Annotated in this window: 10 protein-coding genes; all 10 read left to right on the top strand. The window is 64.9% G+C overall.

Translation table 11 applies throughout. The features are described 5' to 3' along the window. Positions 1-4 precede the first annotated feature (4 nt). The 10 genes from aceF to A7W11_RS15095 all read left to right on the top strand — a co-directional run bounded on the left by aceF (position 5) and on the right by A7W11_RS15095 (position 17600). Positions 5-1711, top strand: coding sequence for a dihydrolipoyllysine-residue acetyltransferase (gene aceF / locus A7W11_RS15140; protein WP_066414535.1), 1707 nt, complete (start codon positions 5-7; stop codon positions 1709-1711). A 12-nt stretch (positions 1712-1723) separates the two neighbouring features. Continuing rightward, positions 1724-3517 (top strand): dihydrolipoyl dehydrogenase, encoded by a 1794-nt coding sequence (gene lpdA, locus A7W11_RS15135; protein WP_066414527.1) that lies wholly within the window; start codon positions 1724-1726, stop codon positions 3515-3517. Positions 3518-3907: 390 nt separating this feature from the next. Beyond that, a complete protein-coding gene (locus A7W11_RS28020; protein ID WP_066414504.1) occupies positions 3908-5296 on the top strand; it encodes an SrfA family protein in 1389 nt (462 codons plus the stop codon). A gap of 13 nt (positions 5297-5309) precedes the next feature. Then, positions 5310-8414 (top strand): virulence factor SrfB, encoded by a 3105-nt coding sequence (locus A7W11_RS15125; protein WP_066414493.1) that lies wholly within the window; start codon positions 5310-5312, stop codon positions 8412-8414. A gap of 5 nt (positions 8415-8419) precedes the next feature. Then, positions 8420-11110, top strand: coding sequence for a virulence factor SrfC family protein (locus tag A7W11_RS15120; RefSeq protein ID WP_066414490.1), 2691 nt, complete (start codon positions 8420-8422; stop codon positions 11108-11110). Positions 11111-11116: 6 nt separating this feature from the next. Beyond that, positions 11117-12070 (top strand): hypothetical protein, encoded by a 954-nt coding sequence (locus A7W11_RS15115; RefSeq protein ID WP_066414482.1) that lies wholly within the window; start codon positions 11117-11119, stop codon positions 12068-12070. 27 nt (positions 12071-12097) lie between these two features. Continuing rightward, entirely contained in the window at positions 12098-14110 is a 2013-nt protein-coding gene (locus tag A7W11_RS15110) for a vWA domain-containing protein (protein WP_066416005.1), read from the top strand. Between the two features lie 10 nt (positions 14111-14120). After that, a complete protein-coding gene (locus tag A7W11_RS15105) occupies positions 14121-14822 on the top strand; it encodes an ABC transporter ATP-binding protein (protein ID WP_066414478.1) in 702 nt (233 codons plus the stop codon). Further along, positions 14822-16033: an ABC transporter permease gene (locus A7W11_RS15100; protein WP_066414471.1), complete on the top strand. Its 1212-nt coding sequence runs from the start codon at positions 14822-14824 to the stop codon at positions 16031-16033. The genes A7W11_RS15105 and A7W11_RS15100 overlap by 1 nt, the downstream gene beginning before the upstream one ends. Continuing rightward, the gene (locus A7W11_RS15095) at positions 16023-17600 is read left to right on the top strand and encodes a formylglycine-generating enzyme family protein (RefSeq protein ID WP_235816888.1); all 1578 of its coding nucleotides are present in this window, start codon (positions 16023-16025) and stop codon (positions 17598-17600) included. Before A7W11_RS15100 ends, A7W11_RS15095 begins: the two co-directional genes overlap by 11 nt. Positions 17601-17602 lie beyond the last annotated feature (2 nt).

The following is a 17602-nucleotide window of genomic DNA, read 5'->3' as shown; positions in this document are numbered from 1 at the left end:
ACAGATGAGCAATCTCGTTGAGATCAAGATCCCGGACATCGGCGACTTCAAGGAAGTGGAAGTCATCGAGGTGCTGGTGGCCGTGGGCGACACGATCAAGGCCGAGCAGAGCCTGATCACCGTCGAGTCGGACAAGGCGTCGATGGAAATCCCGGCCTCGCAGGGCGGGGTGGTGAAGTCGATCAAGGTCAACGTGGGCGACAAGGTTGCCGAAGGCAGCGTGGTCGTCGAAGTCGAGGCGGCTGAGGCCTCGGGCGATGCCAAGCCCGCCGCCGCCGCGCCTGCTGCTGCGCCCGCTGCGGAAGCCAAGAAGGAAGAGGCGCCCGCCAAGGCAGCGCCTGCGCCCGCCGCTGCGCCCGCAGAGGAAGCTTCCTCGGGCGGCGCCTCGGGCCCGGTCGAGATCGAAGTGCCGGACATCGGCGACTTCAAGGAAGTGGAGGTCATCGAGATCTTGGTGGCCGAAGGCGACACGGTCAAGGCCGAGCAGAGCCTGATCACGGTCGAATCGGACAAGGCCTCGATGGAGATCCCCGCCTCGCAGGGCGGCGTGGTCAAGTCGATCAAGGTCAAGGTCGGCGACAAGGTGGCCAAGGGCTCGGTGATCGTGGTGGTGGAAGGCCAGGGCGGCGCTGCCGCCAAGCCGGCTGCCGCCCAAGCCGCCGCTGCCGAGGCGCCCAAGGCGCAGGCTGCTGCCCCCGCGCAGGCCTTGGCCGAAGCGCCCGCTGCCGCCCCGGCCAAGGCGGCTCCCGCCGCTGCGCTGGAGGACGCCGGCCTGCCGCCCAACAAGCTGCCGCACGCCTCGCCGTCGGTGCGCAAGTTCGCCCGCGAACTGGGCGTGAACCTGAGCCGTGTGCAGGGCACCGGCGCCAAGAACCGCATCACCGCCGACGACGTGCGCGGCTTCGTGAAGCAGGCGCTGGCGTCCGGCGCAGGTGCTGGCCAGGCGGCTGCCGCCAGCGGTTCGGCCGATGGCGCCGCGCTGGGCCTGCTGCCGTGGCCCAAGGTCGACTTCACCAAGTTCGGCCCGATCGAAGCCAAGCCGCTGTCGCGCATCAAGAAGATCTCGGGCGCCAACCTGCACCGCAACTGGGTCATGATTCCGCACGTCACCAACAATGACGAAGCGGACATCACCGACCTGGAAGCGCTGCGCGTCCAGCTCAACAAGGAAAACGAGAAGTCGGGCGTGAAGGTCACCATGCTGGCCTTCGTCATCAAGGCCGTCGTGGCGGCCCTGAAGAAATTCCCCGAGTTCAATGCCTCGCTGGACGGCGACACGCTGGTCTACAAGCAGTACTTCCACATCGGCTTCGCCGCCGATACGCCCAACGGGCTGGTGGTGCCGGTGGTGCGCGATGCCGACAAGAAGGGCATCTTCGACCTGGCGCGCGAAACCTCCGAGCTGGCCAAGAAAGCCCGCGACGGCAAGATCTCGCCCGCCGACATGCAGGGTGGCTGCTTCTCGATCTCGTCCCTGGGCGGCATCGGCGGCACGCACTTCACCCCCATCATCAACGCGCCCGAAGTCGCCATCCTGGGCCTGTCGCGTTCGGCGCAGAAACCGGTGTGGGACGGCAAGCAGTTCGTGCCGCGCCTGACCTTGCCGCTGTCGCTGTCCTATGACCATCGCGTCATCGACGGCGCCTCGGCCGCGCGCTTCAACGCGTACCTGGGCCAGCTGCTGGCCGACTTCCGCCGCATCGCGCTGTAAACCGGAGAGACCATGAGCAAACTCACGGAAATCAAGGTTCCGGACATCGGCGACTTCAAGGAAGTGGAAGTCATCGAGGTGCTGGTGGCCGAGGGCGACACGATCAAGGCCGAGCAGAGCCTCATCACGGTCGAGTCGGACAAGGCCTCGATGGAGATCCCCGCTTCGCAAGGCGGCGTGGTCAAGTCGGTCAAGGTCAAGGTCGGCGACAAGGTTGCTGAAGGCACCGTGGTCGTCGAGGTCGAGGCGGCCGAGGCCTCGGGCGATGCCAAGGCCGCGGCGCCGGCCAAGCAGGACGCGGCGCCAGCCGCCAAGGCTGCTGAAGCCAAGCCCGCCGAAGCCGCCAAGCCGTCCACGCCGGCGCCTGCCGCCGCCAGCTATGGCGGTCCGGCCGACATCGAATGCGACGTGCTGGTGCTGGGCGCGGGCCCTGGCGGCTACTCGGCCGCTTTCCGCGCCGCCGACCTGGGCCTGTCGACTGTCCTGGTCGAACGCTACGCCACCCTGGGCGGCGTGTGCTTGAACGTCGGCTGCATTCCGTCCAAGGCGCTGCTGCACAACGCCGCCATCCTGGACGAAGCCCGCGCGCTGGCCGACCACGGCATCAGCTTCGGCGAGCCCCAGATCGACCTGGACAAGCTGCGTGGCTACAAGGACAGCGTCGTCGCCAAGCTGACCAGCGGCCTGGCCGGCATGGCAAAGGCGCGCAAGGTTACCGTGGTGACGGGCGTGGGCGAGTTCGCCGACCCCCATCACCTGACGGTGAAGGCCGAGGACGGCAAAACGCAGACCATCCGCTTCAAGAACGCCATCATCGCCGCCGGCAGCCAGTCGGTGAAGCTGCCGTTCCTGCCGCAGGACGACCGCATCGTCGATTCCACCGGCGCGCTGCTGTTGCGCGGCATTCCCAAGAAGATGCTGATCATCGGCGGCGGCATCATCGGCCTGGAAATGGGTACGGTGTATTCCAGCCTGGGCGCGCGCCTGGACGTGGTGGAAATGCTGGACGGCCTGATGCAGGGCGCCGACCGCGACCTGGTCAAGGTCTGGCAGAAGATGAACGCCAAGCGCTTCGACAACATCATGTTGAAGACCAAGACGGTGGGCGCCGAGGCCCGCGAAGACGGCATCTACGTCAGCTTCGAAGGCGAGGGCGCCCCCAAGGAGCCGCAGCGCTACGACCTGGTGCTCCAGGCCGTGGGCCGCAGCCCCAACGGCAAGAAGATCGCCGCGGACCGTGCCGGCGTCGCCGTGACCGATCGTGGCTTCATCGAAGTCGACAAGCAGATGCGCACCAACGTGCCGCACATCTACGCCATCGGCGACATCGTCGGCCAGCCCATGCTGGCGCACAAGGCCGTGCATGAAGGCCACGTGGCGGCGGAAGTGATTGCCGGCCAGAAGTCGTTCTTCGACGTCCGCGTCATTCCGTCGGTGGCTTACACCGATCCCGAAGTGGCATGGGTCGGACTGACCGAGGACGAGGCCAAGAAGCAGGGCATCAAGGTCGAGAAGGGTGTGTTCCCGTGGGCCGCTTCGGGCCGCGCCATCGCCAATGGCCGTGACGAAGGCTTCACCAAGCTGCTGTTCGACGCCGACACCCACCGCATCCTGGGGGGTGGCATCGTGGGCACGCATGCCGGCGACCTGATCAGCGAAGTCGCGCTGGCCGTCGAAATGGGCGCCGACGTGGTGGACATCGCCAAGACGATCCATCCGCATCCCACGCTGGGAGAATCGGTGGGCATGGCGGCGGAAGTGGCGGAAGGGGTGTGCACCGATTTGCCGCCGATGCGCAAGAAATAAGCATCCACGGCGCCTTGCGCTGTCAGGGCCCTCGCAGAGGCCGTCCGGCTCGAACCTTGGTTCGACCGCCGAGTCGGCTCCGCGAGGGCTTTTTTATTTGCCGGCCGGGACGCGGCGCCTTGGTCTCTCAATGGGTCTCGTACAAGCAAGGATCGCCGCGTCTGGAGGAAAATCCGTCAGGACGATATAACAAGATAAAACGTAATATTCGGAAGTTCCGACATGTCGGTGTAACGAATGCCTGATTCGACATGGCATTCCATACTAATTGGGCTTTGGTTTGTATTTAATACTTCAAAATGTTAGATATAATTAGAAATATATAGTATTCTGCTGACCCATCCGGTCATACGGCCCTGGTTGGTAATTGCTGTTGGGGGCAGAATTCAAATGCATGGCGTCAAGCTGCGCAGTGAAAGCGTTAGTCAGTACGATGCGCTGGGAGAGCGTGGGCAACCTGTATATCAAGTTGCGGCGCAGGTTCTGACGACGCTGCGCCGTCGGCGCGCTGATCTTGCAGACCATTTCGCCGTGCCTCAAATCAATGAGGACGGCAGCAGAATCGACTGGTATTCCCCGATTTCAGGAAACGTGATTGCGTGGCATGCCGGAACGCCTGCGGAGCAGGCCGCCGCCGTTACCCGCCTTGATGCGGTGCAAAAAGAAATCGAAGCCCTGCGCAATACCCAGCAGAACCCGCCCGGCGCCAATGCCCCGCTGTTTGCGCAGTTGCTGAAATGGGTGCTGCATTATCCGGATCCCAGCCATGTTTATCTGGTCGATGGCAAGCCTGTAATCACATTCTGGGGTTTTCGGCCTGTCGGCCTGGACGCAGGCGTGCAGCCCCTGCATGCACTGAGATCCGCCTGCGATGCGCCGGTCCCCGTTCCGGTCGGTAATGCGCCGGCGTCGGTCATTCCCTCCGCGTCCGTTGCGGCGCCTGTCCCGCCGGTGGCCGTAACGCCCGCCATGTCGGCGCCGTGGTGGAAACGGTGGTGGATGTGGCTCCTGCTGGCCTTGTCCGCGCTGCTGCTGTTGCTGTGCCTGCGTGCCTGCGTGCCAGGCCTTGGGGGTGTCGGGATTCCCGGTTTGGGCGTGCCTGCCGTGGATCTTCCCAGGTCCGACGTCGGTATGCCCGAGGGAGTCCATGTTCCGGCGGGCGGGACGTCGATGGCTGGCTCAGCGTCGGACAGGGTTCCGATGGCGGGGCAGGCAGCGCCTGCCGCCGAGGGCGCCGCCGCGAGCCCGGCCGTGGCCGATCCGTCCAGCGCGTCGCCGTCTTCGCCAGCCGGCGACGCGTCGGCCAGTCCCACCGGCCCTGGCACGCCCGCCCAGCCGCCGGGCGTGCATCCCCCGGCGACCGATCCGCCCTCGATGCCGGCCACGCCTGACGCCCAGGCGCAAGGCGATCCGCTGGTGTTGCCGCCCCGGTCTGCCGACGGCAACGCCGATTTCCTCGACGGCGATTGGCGCGTGCGCGCCGGTATCCAGGATCGCAATACGGGCGAACCGTTGCGTCTGCAATACCAGTTCGAGAAGGGCAAGGGCCACGTCACGGTCAACCGTCACAACGGCGTGCGGTGCCAGGCGCCTGTGAGCGCGTCGGTCGCGGGCGGTTCGCTGGCCATCGACACCAGCGCGCCAGCCGCCTGCGATGACGGCAGTACCTATGACATGCCCGCGATCCAGTGCAAGGCTGGCGAACGCAACATCGCCGCTTGCAACGGTCAGTACGGCGAAGATCAGTTCCCCCTGACGATGCGTCAGGCTCAACCTTGAGCGCAGGCGAATCATGCTGCCCTTTGTCAAAACTTATACCGAAAAAGAAACGGTTGACCTGTTCGGGGACACCGGCATCCAGTTCCTGGACCTTGCGGTCAAGCTGGACCTGAAGAAAGAGCCTGACGGACAGTTCACCAACAAGACGCCGCACGGCATGCTGGCTCGGTTGTTCACCGACAAGAACGATCAGCAGATCTACGAAGATGCGCCCAAGAGCTTCGTCGTCGCCTATCCCGCTGCGGGCCTGGACGACGTCGGCATGGCCGAGAGCCTGTCGCTGCTGGATGCCGCCTGGCTGCCGGTGCCGTTTTTCCCGTACCCCTTCGTGTCGCGGCAGGTGCAGGGACCGAACAACTGGGTGCGTTTGCGCATCGTGAAGCTGGCGGAGCCGGATTCGTTCGGAAATACCCATCGCCTGACGTTCGCTTTCGATACGCGCATCGAGCCCAAGCGCGACGGTGTCGCCTACCTGGCGCCCACCGACGAGGACATGGGCAGCGGACAGGAATTCCGGCTGGCGGTGCACCTGACCGAGATGCAGTGGTTTCTGGACCAGCGTTGGGTGCTGGGCTGGCTGGAAGAAATTTTCCGCGAGCGGTCGGCCAAGCGCGAGCAGGCCGAAGTCGAATCCGAAGTGCGGGTCAAGCGCCACGTGGCGCACTACCTGAACCTGCTGAGCCTCTTGCGCGGCCCGGCGCCTACCTTGCATCCCGAGATCGGGCCCAGGGTGGTGGTGCCGGGGGTGCGAATCAAACCGCGCAACGCCATCGGTTCGGGCAAGCCCATTCCGGTGGATCTGGTGCTGGACGTCGGCAACTCGCGCACCTGCGGCGTGCTGGTCGAGGATCCCGAGCAGAACGACAAGGGGCTACACGGTAACGCGCATCTGATGCTGCGCGACCTGAGCTCGCCGGAGTTGGTCTACGACCATCCCTTCGAATCCCGCGTCGAATTCGCGCGCACCAATCTGGGCAAGGAAGATTGGTCGATGGATAGCGGCCGCCACGACGCCTTCAATTGGGTGACGATGGCGCGAGTGGGGGCCGAGGCGGCTCGCCTGGCCGCGCTGCGCAAGGGCACGGAGGGCGCCACCGGGCTGTCCAGTCCCAAACGCTATCTGTGGGACGACAAGCCCTTCGGGCAGATGTGGTACCTGAACGCGGTCAGCGTGAAGGAACAGGGCAGCCTGCAGGCCACGTTGCGCCCCTTGATGGATTTCATCAACGAGAAGGGGCGAGCGCTGTACCTGTGCCCGGACGACGATGCCGTGTTCGAGGCGAAGTACAGCCGGTCGTCGCTGATGACCTTCATGCTGAACGAGATCTTCGCGCAGGCGATCGTGCAGATCAACAGCATCCTGTATCGCCAGGACAAGGAAAACGCGGCCACCTCGCGCTGGTTGCGCACCATCATCCTGACGGTGCCGCCCAGCACGCCGCAGGCCGAGCGGGCCATTTTCAAGGACCGGGTGCAGCAGGCCCTGGGGTTGCTCTGGAAGAGCCTGGGATGGCACGAGGGCGGCTACGATGAAAATCCGTTCCGGACGCCTGGTGCGGGCACCGATCAGCCCTGGCGAGCGCTGCCTCGTGTGCTTGTGAAATGGGACGAGGCCACCTGCGGGCAGGTGGTCTACCTGTACACCGAGGCTGGCGAGAATTTCGGCGGACACCCCGAAGAGTTCTTCGACGTGCTGGCCCGGCCGGGCAAGCCGGATCGGGAGTCCATCACCGTGGCGTCGCTGGACATCGGCGGCGGCACGACCGACCTGGTCGTCAATACCTACACGCTGCGGCGGGATGCGACGGCGGGTCGTGGCGGCAGCCTGCCCATCGTGCCGCAGCAGAAGTTCCGCGATGGTTTCAAGGTTGCAGGCGACGACATCGTGCTGCACATCATCCGCACGCGGGTGTTGCCAGCGCTGTCGCAAGCGCTGGAGGGCGTGGGGGTCGAGCACCCCGACGAGGTGCTCAACGTGATCTGCGGGGCCCAGGGCCAGGGCGCCGAACTGGTGGTGCTGCGCCAGCAGCTGACGCTGCAATTGTTCTATCCGCTGGCGTTGAAGCTGCTGGCCCAGTACGAGCAGTACGACATCGAGCAGCGCGACTGCCTCAAGGCCCAGACGATGGCTCAATGGCTGGGCAGCGGGTTCTATGTCAGCCCGGGCGTGCGCGACTTCGTGTCCAAGGCCATCAGCCGCGTGGTGGGCCGGCCGGTCGATCTCGACTTGGGCCAGATTCCCCTGACCAGCGATCCCGCCGGACTGCACGAGGATTTCCTCAAGAGCGATCTGGATATCTGCAAGACGTTGGCCGCGCTGTGCGAGGTGGTCGAGTACTACGCCTGCGACGTGCTGCTGCTGACCGGCCGGCCGTCGCGCTTGCCGGGTGTGCAGGCGTTGATTCGCAGCCTGCTGCCGCTGCCTCCCGGGCGCATCGTGCCCATGCATGGCTACCGCACGGGCACCTGGTATCCCTTCCACAAAGCGGGTCGTATCGCCGATGCCAAGACCACCGCGACGGTCGGCGCCATGATCTGCTGGCTCAGCGACAGCCGCCGCATTCCGAATTTCTACTTCGATCCGGCTCGCATCCGCCCCTTGCCGCTGATCCGGTACTTCGGCGTCATCGACTTCCATAACACCATCGCGCACGACAACGTGTTGTTCAGCGGGGTGGCGACGCAGACCCCCGAGGGCGCTGAGCCCGAGGAAGGCTGCATCGTGCTGCCCAAGGCGCCCGGCAGTGACCGTGTGCCGCCGTATGTGCTGCACGGCGAGGCGAGGCTGGGATATCGACAGTTGGCGGCCCAACGCTGGCCGGGCGCGCCGATGTACGAAATCAACTTCACCGAGAAGGGACTGAAACAATACAAGGCGATGCAGCAGGGCTTTAACGCCGCCTATCCCGAGGTGCGGGTTTTCTTCAGCGTGAAGAAGCGCGGCGCGGAGGACATCGCCGATGGCGTGCTCAGCGACCAGTTGGAGATCGAGGACCTGGACGGCCTGGACAGCGCCACCAGCGCCAAGAGCCATGTGCGATTCGAGATGAATACGCTGGTGCGGTCCAGCCTGGCGCAGAACTCGTACTGGCTGGATAGCGGCAGCGTGAAACTGTGACGACCATGACAGACAAGCAACAAGACCTGGTGCGGCGCTGGAGCGCCGTGTTGTCGGGCGCGGGGGCCGCGATCGATTGGGTGCGCGAGGTGCGCGGCAATGCCAAGCAGTTGGACAACGAGGCCGACGATCTGATCCGGCAGTTGCGTCGTGTCCGCAATCAGGCGCGCGACCTCGGCCGGGTATCGGCCACGCCGATGACCATCGGTTTTTTCGGTGTGTCGCAGGCCGGCAAGTCGCACCTGCTGTCCTCGCTGGCGGCCAGCGACGACGGGCGGCTGGGCGCCGACTATGGTGGCCAGCACGTCGATTTCATCGACCACGTCAATCCGCCCGGCGGCGGCAAGGAGTCCACCGGGCTGGTCACGCGTTTCACGCGTCGTGAGGTCGATGTCCAGGATCCCGCGTTTCCCGTCGAGGTCCGGCTGTTCCGCGAGATCGACCTGGCCAAGATCCTGGCCAATGCGTGGTTCAGCGATTTCGACCGGGAGCAGGTCGCTTTCGTGCTGGACGAGCATAGCGTGGACAAGGCGCTGGGCGCTTACGCCGGGCGTGAGGACGGGCCGATTCCAGCCGATTCGGGCATGAACGAAGACGACGTCATCTCGCTGTGGGATTACGTGCAGGGCAATTGGGGTTCATCGGTCGCCTTCCTCGAAAACGGCTACTGGTCTCGTGTGTTGCAACTGGCGCCTCGCCTGGCCACCCGCGAGCGTGCTCGCTTGTTCTCCGTGCTGTGGGGCGGGCTGGACGAGCTGTCGCGCGTCTACGAACAGGTGGCCGACAGCCTGCGCCGCCTGGGACACGCCGAACTGGCCTATGTGTCGCTGGATGCGCTGGTGCGCAGGTCGGGCGATACGCTGCAGGCCAACCCCGACAGCATCATGAGCGTCGATATCCTGAATCGGCTCGGGCGCGGCAACGATGTGGGCTTGAGCGTTCGGCCTGCTCACGAGGGAAGCCTGGCGCCGGCGGTCAGCATTCCTGCCTCGCATCTTGCCGCCCTGACCACCGAATTGGTCTTCCCGTTGGTCCAACGGCCGTGCCACAAGAGTGTCGAAGCGGTCGACTTGCTGGATTTTCCCGGCTATCGCGGCCGCTTCAATGTGGCGTCGCTGGATCGCATCCCGCGCGACACGGCGGACAGCGACCCCGTGGCGCAATTGCTGTTGCGAGGCAAGGTCGCCTATCTGTTCGAGCGCTATACCGAAAGCCAGGAAATGAATGGCCTGGTGATGTGCGTGAACGCGAACACGCCGTTCGAGGTCACCGACGTGGTCAAGGTGCTGGAGAACTGGGTGCACCGTACGCAGGGCGACAGCGCGGCGTCGCGCGGCAGCCGCAAGTGCGGCCTGTTCTGGGTGATGACCAAGATGGACACGCGTATCGAGTCCATCCTGCGCCTGGACGACGGGCAGGTCGCCAAGACCTGCGACGACCTGATCAAGCAGACGCTGGACGATCGTTTCGGCAGCGAGGAATGGATGCGTCAGTGGGCGCCTGGCCAGCCCTTCGACAACTGCTACATGGCCCGCAAGCCGGGGTACGGCGACTATTTCATCGATATCTCGGGCGGCGTCGAACATGCCGTACGGCCCGAGCGCCAGGACAAGCTGCAAGCCGTGCGTCGGACGTTCGTGGCATCGGCCGAGATCCGCAAGCGTTTTGCCGATCCGGATGCCGCCTGGACGGCTTTGCTGACGCTCAACGACGGCGGCATGGCCAGGCTGGGCGCGGCCATCGACGGCATCGCCGACCTCGACTACAAACTCAAGCGTCTTTACGACCAGTTGCACGACAACCTGGCGGGCAAGTCCGGGGTGTTCGGCAGGCTGAAGAAGTATCACCAGCATGTGGACGCCGTGGACGCCGATGAAAAGCAGGCTGTCGCCGCCACGCTGGTGACCGGCCTGGGTTCGCAGTACCGCAAGGTGCCCGAGCTGCTGCACGTGATGGAGTTGTCCAGCGAGGACCTGCGCGAGCTGTATCTGCGTCCCAACGTGCCGACGCCGGCCGATGCGGTGGTGGTCGAGCAGCCGTCCGAGCCTGTGGCGCCGTTCAATCCGTTCGCGGCGCTGGTGGGCGCTGATGCCGTGCCGCCGACGCCTGTCGCCCGTGTCCGAGAGGTGATGCCTCTGCGCAAGACCGGCGATCATCTGTTCGCGGAGGTGGTCTTCCAGCGCTGGCTGAGTCATCTTCGCGATCTGCCCGCGCGCCATCGGCTGCTGGAGTCGCTGCAAATCAGTGGCGATACCGTGCAGGCGCTGGTCGATGAGCTCATCACGGGCGCGCACCGGCTGCGCCTGCAGGAGAAGCTTGAACAGTTGTTGACCCAGCGTCAGGACAGCGGCTCCAAGCGCGAGCAACTGGCGTCTCGCCAGGTGTTGCGCGCGCAGACCGTATTGCGCGATTTCCTTGCATGGCAGGGGTGGCTGGACGTCGACGCCGCGCAGCGGCCGACCAGCGACTTCAACCAGGGACGCCGCCTGTTCGAAAGCGCAACCGCCCTCGACGCCAACGGCCTGCCTGACCTTCCTGAACGCGAGATCGACATGGCCCAGGCTTTCCTGGGCTATTGGTTCACCGGGCTCAAGGAGCTGGTGCTCAGCAACGCCGGCCATCTGGCCGGCCGAGAAATCACGCGCGAACAGAACGAAACGCTTGGCCGGATTTTCCAGACTCTCACGCGGGATTGACCGTAAATGGCTTTGACTTTCAAACCCGTCGGCGAACCCGGCCAGGCGGAACTCTCTTTGACGGAATGGCGCGGGGATGCGAGCCGTATCGAACTGAGCCTGCGATCCAACGCGTCGCAGAACAATCACCTCGATCCCAAGACGCGCGGTTGGAGCGGTACGCCGCAATGGATCGTGCTGACCAATGGGCAGGTGCGCGGTGAGGAATTGATGTTCCGCGTGCAGGCGGACATCGTCGACCCCTTGTTGACGGCGGCGCGCAAGCACAGTTTCCAGGCCTACGAGCGCGATGCGTCGGGCGAGGAGGTCCGCCACCGTGTTCGCATCGAGCAAGGTATTCAATTGTCATCGGCGGTGGGCAAGACGGTGACAGCCCCTGAGCCCGTTCCTGTTGCCAGCGCGCCAGTGCCGCCGGTGGAGCCCGTGATCGATGCGCCGCCGGTGACTCGGCCCGACCCGCGTCCCGAGACGGTGAGTCTGCCCAGGAAGTCCGCGCTGCCTTGGGTGATTGCCGGGGGAGCTGTGTTGCTGATCGCGGCGGCCGCCGCAGCCTATTTCCTGATGCGCGGAGCCCCGGCCGCCGAAGCGCCCGCCGCGGCGCCTGCCGTATCGGCAGCCAGCGGTTGCACCAAAGAGGCGTTGGCCGATGCCTCGGCAATGAGCTTCGTGCAGGAGTGCGTGCGTCAGGTCACCGATTCGGCGGGCTTGCTCGCCATCATTCATGCCGCCCGGGACGCGGGGAAATGTGAGATCGCACAGCGCCTGTATGCCAACCGCGCCAATGCGGGCGATGTCGTGATCGCGCAGTCCTACGCACGCGAGTACGACCCGGCTTTCCACAAGGAAAACGCCTGCTTCAAGCCCGAGGCGGCGACCGCCCGTTATTGGTACGAATCCGTGCTGGAGAAAGACCCGCAGAACGCCGAGGCCAAGGCGCGCCTCCAGGCCTTGCCTCAATAACCGATGGTCGATGCGACGATGACGACGATGTCCCTGCGTTCCGTTCTGCCCCGCGCGCTGCTCGGCTTTTTCCTGTCGTCCGCCGCCATGCAGGCACTGGCCGCCGCGCCGCTGCTGCAATCCGGCAAGAAAACCTTGTACCAACGCGTGTTGACCACGCCGGGCTGCAAGCTGTATGCCACGCCTGCCGGCCAAGCGGGAGCGGCTCAGCCGGCCTTCAGCCGCTTCTATGTCTATGCCGCGCAGGACGTGAAGTCGGCCAAGTGGGTGCAAGTGGGGCCGGACTCGTACGGCAAAACCATCGGCTGGCTGGACAAGGCCTGCACGGTAGACTGGAACATGCAGTTGTCGCTGGCGTTCACCAATCCGGCCGGCCGCGACCGCACATTGTTCTTTCATGACCGCGGGGCTCTGGAAGGGGTGTTGAACGCCATCGATCCGGTCGAGAAGATCGCGCCGGTCCGGCAGCAATTGAAGAGCCAGGGCAAGGCCGCCGGCATCGTCGCGCAAGAGCCCGAGCTGTACGTCGACTTTCGCAAGAACTTCTACCTGCTGCCGATTCTCAGCGGCGAGGAAGTGATGACGGAAGAGGGGTTCCGTACGCGCGTGCTGAATGTCGCGTCCGTCAGCGCCACGCCGTCCGCCGCGGCAGGTGCGGCCGCCAGCGCGGGCGGTGGCACGGGTAATCCGGCCGGCGAGACCTCCACCGCGGCCCAGCGGGTCAATCAGATCAAGGAGTTCTCGGCCGCGGTCGTATTCGTGGTGGATTCCAGTATCTCGATGAATCCGTACATCGAACGCACGCGCGAGGCGGTGCGCAAGGTGTATGCGCAGATCGAAAAAGAAAAACTGGGTGATCGCGTCAAGTTTGGCCTGGTGGCGTTCCGGTCCAGCACCAAGGCGGTGCCGGGGCTGGAGTACGTCAGCAAGGTCTACGCCGACCCGAATGCGGTGAAGGATGGTGCGGATTTCCTGCAGAAGGTGTCCACGCTGCAACAGGCCAAGGTATCCAGCAGCCTGTTCGATGAGGACTCGTATGCCGGTGTCATGAACGCCATCGACAGCGTGGACTGGAGCCATTTTGGCGCGCGGTACGTGGTGCTGATCACCGACGCGGGCGCCATCGATGGTCAGGACAAGCTCTCGTCCACCGGCCTGAGCGCCGCGCAGGTGCGCCTGGAGGCCGGCAAGCCGGGCGTGGCCATCTATACCCTGCATCTGAAGACGCCCGCCGGCGTGAAGAATCATGCGCATGCCGAGGCGCAGTACCGCGATCTGTCCACGTACGGCGCAACCAACCTGTCGCTGTACTACCCGGTCAATGCGGGCGACGTGAACGAGTATGGCAGGAAGGTGGACCTGCTGGCCCAGGCGATCACCACTCAGGTCAAGTCGGCCTACATGGGCGAGGACGCGGTGGGCAGTGCGGCCAACGCGCGAGAGCCGGGCAAGAAGCCCGCCAATGCCGACGAGAAGATGCGCGAGGAGGCCGAACTGATCGGCAACGCGATGAAACTGGCCTATCTGGGCCAGAAGATCGGTGTGGCGGTCCCACCCGTTTTCCAGGCTTGGATCAGCGACCGTGACCTGGTCAAGCAGAACGTGCCCACCACCGAGGTGCGGGTGCTGTTGACCAAGGGCCAGTTGAGCGACTTGAACGATGTCATGGCCAAGGTCGTCGACTCCGCCAACCAGGGCTTGATCTCGCCCAGCCAGATGTTCGACCAACTGCGCGCGGTGGCCGCCGCCATGGGCGCGGATCCGAATCAGTTGTCGCAGTCGGGCAAGAAACTGTCCGACATGGGCTTCATGGCGGAATACCTGGAGGGCCTGCCGTACCAGAGTGAAGTGTTGAATCTGGACGAGGAAACCTGGAAGAGCATGGACGGGCTGGCGCAGGAAAAGTTCGTCAACACACTGAAGACCAAGTTGCGTCACTACCGCCTGTACAACGGCGACGTGGACCGCTGGGTGCCGCTGGCCAAGGACAGCGACGTGCGCGACTACGTTTATCCCGTTCCGCTGGAAATGATGCCGTAGCTTCCACGCCATGCTGCACATCGACGATCTGCGACTGACGCGCGGGCAGGGCCCGGACGCCTATACCGTACATCTGCCGGCTCTGGAACTGTCCACGGGGCAGGTCATGGCCGTGGTGGGCAACAGCGGCTGCGGCAAGAGCACGCTGCTGGAAGGCCTTGGCCTGCTGTTGGCGCCGCGCCATGTGGGCAGCTACGCATTGGGCGGCCAGGGCGACGTGGCCGAGCTGCTGCGTCGAGGCGACGATGTCGGGTTGTCTCGGCTGCGCGAGACGCGTATCGGCTTCGTGCTTCAGTCGGGCGGCTTGTTGCCGTTCCTGAACGTCGCCGACAACATCGCGCTGCCGCGCCGTCTGCTAGGCCTGCCGGCCAGTAGCGAGCCTGTATCGCACGCCATAGACGTGTTGGGTCTGGCCGGGTTGCTGCGCAAGCGGCCAGCGGACTTGTCCATCGGAGAGCGTCAGCGAGTGGCCGTCGTGCGCGCCATGGCGCATGAACCCGAGCTGCTGTTGGCCGACGAGCCCACTTCGGCGCTTGACCCGGAGAATGCGCGCCGGTTGTTCCAGTTGTTCATCGACCTGGCGCGTTGTTGCCGCATGGTCACTCTGGTGGTGTCGCACGATTGGGACCTGGTCCGCGAGTTCGGCTTGCCCTGCCTCAGGGCTCGCCTGTCGCAAGGTCGAAGCATGTTCATCCCGGAAGAGGCCGCCTGATGCGCGTCGCGCAGATCGCCAGATTGTCCTGGGCGGACCTGAAGCATGACTGGCTGATGTCGCTGTGCATGGTGACATCGCTGGTGGCGGTGATCGGGCCGCTGCTGCTGCTGTTCGGCCTGAAGCACGGCGTGGTCAGTACTTTGCAGGCTCAATTGCTGAATGATCCGCGCAATCTCGAGATTCGCATGCTCAGCAGTGGCAGTCATGACCAGGCATGGATCGACCAACTGGCGGCCGAGCCGGGCGTGGGGTTCGTGTTGGGCCTGACGCGGTCGCTCAGCACCCAGGCGGATTTCCTGCGATCCGGCGCGCAGTTCCTGAACAACGCCGAGGTGCTGCCTACCGCACAGGGCGATCCCTTGCTGGCAGGCATCGACGTGGCATCGTTGCCGTACGCCGGCGGCGTCTTCAGCAGCCAGGCCGCGCGTCGGCTGGGCGTGGCTTCTGGCGATGTGGTGCGGCTGCGTGTCGCCCGGCGTCTGGAAGGCGTGGATCAGCATGCCGTGCTGGAGATGACGGTGCAGGCCGTGTTGCCCGCCGAGGCGTACGGCCGGCCGGCCGTGTTCGTGCATCCCGCGCTCTTGCGAGATATGGAGTGGTACCGCGACGGTTACGCCGTGTCCGCGCTGGGCGCCGTCGACGGTCAGCCCGAGGCGCAGGCTCGGCTGCGTTATGCCAAGGCGCGTCTCTACGCACGCGGTATCGACGACGTCGAGGCGCTGGAGAAGCACCTGAACGATCAGCATATCGAGACGGCCAGCCATCTTGCTGATATCCGCAACGTTCGCGACATCAATCGCTTGCTGACCGTCGTGTTCTCCGTCATCGCGGCCACGGGTGCGCTGGGTTGCCTGGCGTCGTTGGCGGGGGCCTTCCTGGCCAACGTGCGGCGCAAGCGCCGTGACATCGCCACTCTGCGTCTGTTGGGACTGCGAGGCGCGGCGGTCAATGTCTACATCCTTCTGCAGGCCGCGTTGCTGACCCTGGTGGCCTTCGCGATTGGCCTGGGCGTTTATGCGGTGGGCAGCGGTATTTTCAACCGCCTGCTCGGGCAGGCCCGCGATATGGGGCAGTTCGCCTGCCGCATATCGCCCGGCCACGCCTTGACGGCGCTTGCGTTGACCCTGGGCGTCGCCCTGTTCGCGTCGTTCGTGGGCGCGGCCAGCGCCCGGCGCATCCAACCTGCGGAGAGTCTGCGTGAAATCTAGATGGTCCCTGATCATGGTCCTGGGCGCCTGCCTGGGCGCGACTGGTGTGCACGCCGCGCCCAAGTGGGACGAGCGCTACTACAACCCCAAGCCATCCGACGGCGACGTGGTGTTTCCGCTGCCCTGCGATGGCGCGCTGGTGTTTCGCAAAGTGACCGTCAGCACCGCGGGCCCATTGGATGACAAGGCCATCACTGTCGGCCATGAAACCGACGTCTTTCCGTTCGTCGAACAGCGGCGGCCGGCCCACATCGCGGGCAGCTTCACCGATCAGGGCAAGAAGAGCGCTCCGCGCTATTTCCTTATCGCCAAGTACGAACTGAACACGTTGCAGTACCAGGCGTTGCAGACGCTGGAAGGGGCGGGCGCGCAGGCCTGCCCCACGCCGTCTCGCACCCTGCAACTGCCCATCACGGGCATCAGTTGGTTCGAGGCGATGCAGGCCGCCAACGTCTACAGCGTCTGGCTGCGGCAGCAGCAGAAGAATGTGTTGCCCAAGGAGGATGGTGTGACGGGTTTCGTGCGCCTGCCCACGGAGATCGAATGGGAGTTTGCCGCGCGTGGCGGCGAGAGCGTCGACACCGCCGCGTTCTCCGAGTCGCGCTATCCCATGGATGGTGCGCTGACCGATTTCGAGTGGTATGCCGGCGCGCAGTCGTCCAACGGCAAGGTGCAGTTGCCGGGCTTGCTCAAGCCCAATCCCCTGGGATTGCACGACATGCTGGGTAACGTGGGTGAAATGACCCTGGACGCCTTTCGCCTGAACAAGCTGGACCGCCAGCACGGCGGGACGGGTGCCTATGTGATCCGCGGCGGCGACTTCCGCAAGCCGGAGGCCGACATCCGCGCGTCGGCGCGCCGCGAAGGCAATTACTACAGCGAGGACGGCGAGCAGAAAGAAAAAAACGTCGGCGTGCGCTGGGTAGTCGCCGCGCCCGAGCTGACTTCGCGCGAGCGCATCCAGCAGTTGGAGAAGAGTTGGAGCGCCTTGGGCAGCGGCCAGGTGTCAGGGGAGGCCGGCGGCAAAGGCAAGAGCGCGGTGCAGGAGCTCGGCGACCTGGCCGGCAAGGTCGAGGACCAGAAGCTGAAGGATCAGTTGAAGGATCTGGAAGGCAAGCTGCGGGCCAGCAACCAGTTGCAGGAAGAAGCTCGTGACCAGGCCATCCGCGCAAGCCTGAATCTGGGCGCGTTCCTGTGCACCAAGCTGCGCGACGACGGCCGGTACGTCGATTACGTCAAGAAAACCTATGACGACCTCTGCACGGCATCGCCGTCCACCAACGAATGCACGGTCTACAAGGCCAACCTGGAAAAGCGGCAGTACGAGTTGAGCGAGACGACGCAGTACTACGCAAGCAGCCTGGTCGATGCGGCCACGCTCTACGGCAAGGAAAGCATCACCCGGCAAGTGCCGGTGATCACTGGGATTCTGGCTGGTAATGCCAAGCTCAAGGGCTTGACGCCGTACCTGGACGTGTATTGGGGCCACCAGCAGAAGTATCTGCAGTCGTGGAAAGTCGAGAAGGACCGCTGGTTGGCCGGTTGTATTGCAGCAGTCAAAAACTGAAC

It is taken from the genome of Bordetella ansorpii (assembly GCF_900078315.1).
Lineage (GTDB): Bacteria > Pseudomonadota > Gammaproteobacteria > Burkholderiales > Burkholderiaceae_B > Bordetella > Bordetella ansorpii.
This window is presented reverse-complemented; position numbering and strand designations above follow the sequence as displayed.